Below are 2,890 nucleotides of genomic sequence, written 5' to 3' on the forward strand. Positions count from 1 at the left end.
ACTTTTTTATTAGCAATGCATAAAATGATAAGTAATATTCCCGTCAATATGAGATACATAAACGTACCATATAAAAGAGTCGGAAATCCTTCACCGTGTACCGATGCCAGGCTGCCGATGCTCATCCATGACAGTGGAGAAAACCAAAACAACGTTGGGCGCCCAATATTGCTTATTAAGGGACATATTAACACAAGTGCCCCAGCACAGCATATACCTGCTATCTTTGTCTTCGTTATTGTATTTAACGTATATATGAGCATGCTTAAAAAAAAGAAGCCTAGCAGCATCAGTAATAATGTGACCAGCAATGCAGGTATCGGCTCATACGATTCCAGTATCTTGCTGGGTATAACAAACAACTCGGCAAATTTCTGTCCGGCATCTGTGTAAGCCAGCGTGCCTATGATCTTCCCCCAGCTGTTTTTAAATTCTATTCTGGGGATGAAAAATAAGATGCTGCACAAAAAGATTAGAAACGTATACAAAACAGATGTAATACCCATATAATATATATCTCCCCTGAGCCAGTTCCTTCGACCAGTCCGAATAATATAATAATATTTTTCCTGGTTCATATTGTGTACATCGCAGATCATTATGATCCATGTCAAAAGAATATAGATTTTGATCAGTCCCATAGCTATGACATAATCACTTAGGAAGAAAGGCAGAAAAAAAGGTGTTGTTGGTATCCCCGTTATTCTGGTCATTTCCCGGATTCCCCCCGTGTATTCAAATATCAAGATGCACAACAGTACTAACATCACTTGCAGTTTCCGGTCTTCTTTCCACTTTAAACACCGATATTTGCAATACTGCCAGGATTTGTTAAAATCTTTCATTTTGATACCACTTCTTTCTCAAACATCTGTAAAAAACAAATCCTGTGATCAGGATAGCGATGATATTAATGAAAACTTTGATCAGATAATTTCCCCATGCCCCCAACGGAAATATTGCCGCACTATTACTGTATGCGGGAAAGTACAGAACCTCCGGCAAAAAATATGTCAGACATCCTAACAGAAAATAAATAATTGCTGGTGCCGCAACTGCTACATAGGAATCTGATAAAAAAACAGAAACGGCAAAGCTTATATTACATAGCAGTATCATGGAAAGAACGAGCAAGAATGATAATAAAACTATTAGCAAAACAGGATGCTCTTCCGGAGGCAATGTTTCAAACGCCATATACATTTCTCTTGATATCATCGTGTTTTCTACATTTACTAACGGATACCATATATGCATTATCATCACATACAATGCGATTCCTAATGAATACATGATCAATACCGCTGATGCATTTACCACGATCCGTGATATCACATATGTTTTAAGTCGAACTCTGGTCAATAACACATTCAGATAATTTTGATTCATATCGACACAATTACTGTTCGTATACAAAGCCGCCAATACAATTAGTAAGAGGATACGAAAACGGTCAAAATGAATGACGAAATTATAAATACCTATGATATCATCCACCCCGGAAAGATTATTCGTAAAGAGTTCTTCCAAAACAACCCCATTGCTAAAAAAACAGATGACTGAAATCAAAGGGATCATCAGCCAGAACTTCCAGTTACCGATACATCTGTATAAATCATAATGAATCATATTTTTTAACATAATATGCACATCGCTTTCCCGAATCAACCCATCCGCTCACCAGTTTCTGCATTATAAGTTACGGTTGAATGGACCATCTCCCCGTCACCGCTATCCATCCTGACAAAAAACTTCCATATTGGAGAACATTGATAACTGCCGGATTCTTTATCATATTTCGTGATCGAATACTGTAATTGCAGATCATATATTTGTATTTTCTGTGTAATAATGGTAGATTGATACATTGCCTGGATCTTATCCAAGGCTTCCTGTGCTGTGATCATCGTTCTTTCTTCTGAATCTGTTATCTGAAATACCGGTCCTGCTTGTCCTGACTCAATCCCGTCTCTATTGATCGCAGTATACGCCCATGTAAATGCAAATGTCTGGCTGGGCATAATCGTTAAGCCATTAATTGAGCAAGGGTAATAAAATACATAGAACTCATTCTCCGATGTCCACTCCTCTATAACTCCGCTCTTATCTTCCGTCAGAGAAGTAAGTCCATCAAATTCTTCTTGATGATCTTTTCGATATTTATTTAATTGATCTGCTTTTAATGCATAACCCCTGACACCTTCCTTCTTATACTCATATCCTACATCAAACATAAATTTATCGCTTAACGCTCTTGCTGAATCATAAGTCATAAAATCAAGATCCTGTTTTTGATAGTATTGGTCTATATCCTTTAAAAAAAACTCTTCAATTCCTGGCTCACGATAAAAAAAAGAAGCACTATCTGCAAAAACTTGGTGTTTATAAAACCATACTATTTCCGGAGATACCATAAATAAATGATCTTCTCCAGAAATATACATTGACTTTTCATTTTCCTGATCCACAACCGGTTTGTCCATGCTATTTGAGGAGAAATATGTATTAGCAATATCTGTAACCCATTGTTTGTCATCACCTTTGTATGGTTTTATCTTTAAGGTATGAATTTCACCTTTTTCCCACTCAGAATAATCCACATGTAGATTAATTTCCAGATTTTCTTCCGGACTCTCTTCTATATCCAGCTTCATCAAACTGGATTTATCTATGTTTACGGATTGCCTGTTACAGCCAGATAAAATGAGACCAAACGTTATGATGCTCAGTATCATACTTTTATTAATAATTTTCACATTATTTCCTCTTATTTTCTACAATGGAAGATATTATGCCGCTTTCTATCTAAGCGATCAGATTGTGCATAATATCTTCCAATCATTAATTTCAGGAATACCATGTCCCACTTGCAGCCGCACCTATTTGGCTA

At 36.7% G+C, this 2,890-nt stretch carries 3 protein-coding genes; all 3 read right to left on the minus strand.

The features are described from left to right. A partial coding sequence (locus ACH2DQ_RS22975; RefSeq protein WP_395028489.1) for a hypothetical protein occupies positions 1-845 on the minus strand: 845 nt, incomplete at its 3' end. Continuing rightward, positions 832-1,641: a hypothetical protein gene (locus ACH2DQ_RS22980; protein ID WP_394913061.1), complete on the minus strand. Its 810-nt coding sequence runs from the start codon at positions 1,639-1,641 to the stop codon at positions 832-834. The genes ACH2DQ_RS22975 and ACH2DQ_RS22980, both read right to left, overlap by 14 nt. 23 nt (positions 1,642-1,664) lie before the next feature. Continuing rightward, positions 1,665-2,756: a hypothetical protein gene (locus ACH2DQ_RS22985; protein ID WP_394913060.1), complete on the minus strand. Its 1,092-nt coding sequence runs from the start codon at positions 2,754-2,756 to the stop codon at positions 1,665-1,667. Positions 2,757-2,890: the final 134 nt, after the last annotated feature.

The sequence above is a fragment of the Robinsoniella sp. genome (genome assembly GCF_034124845.1).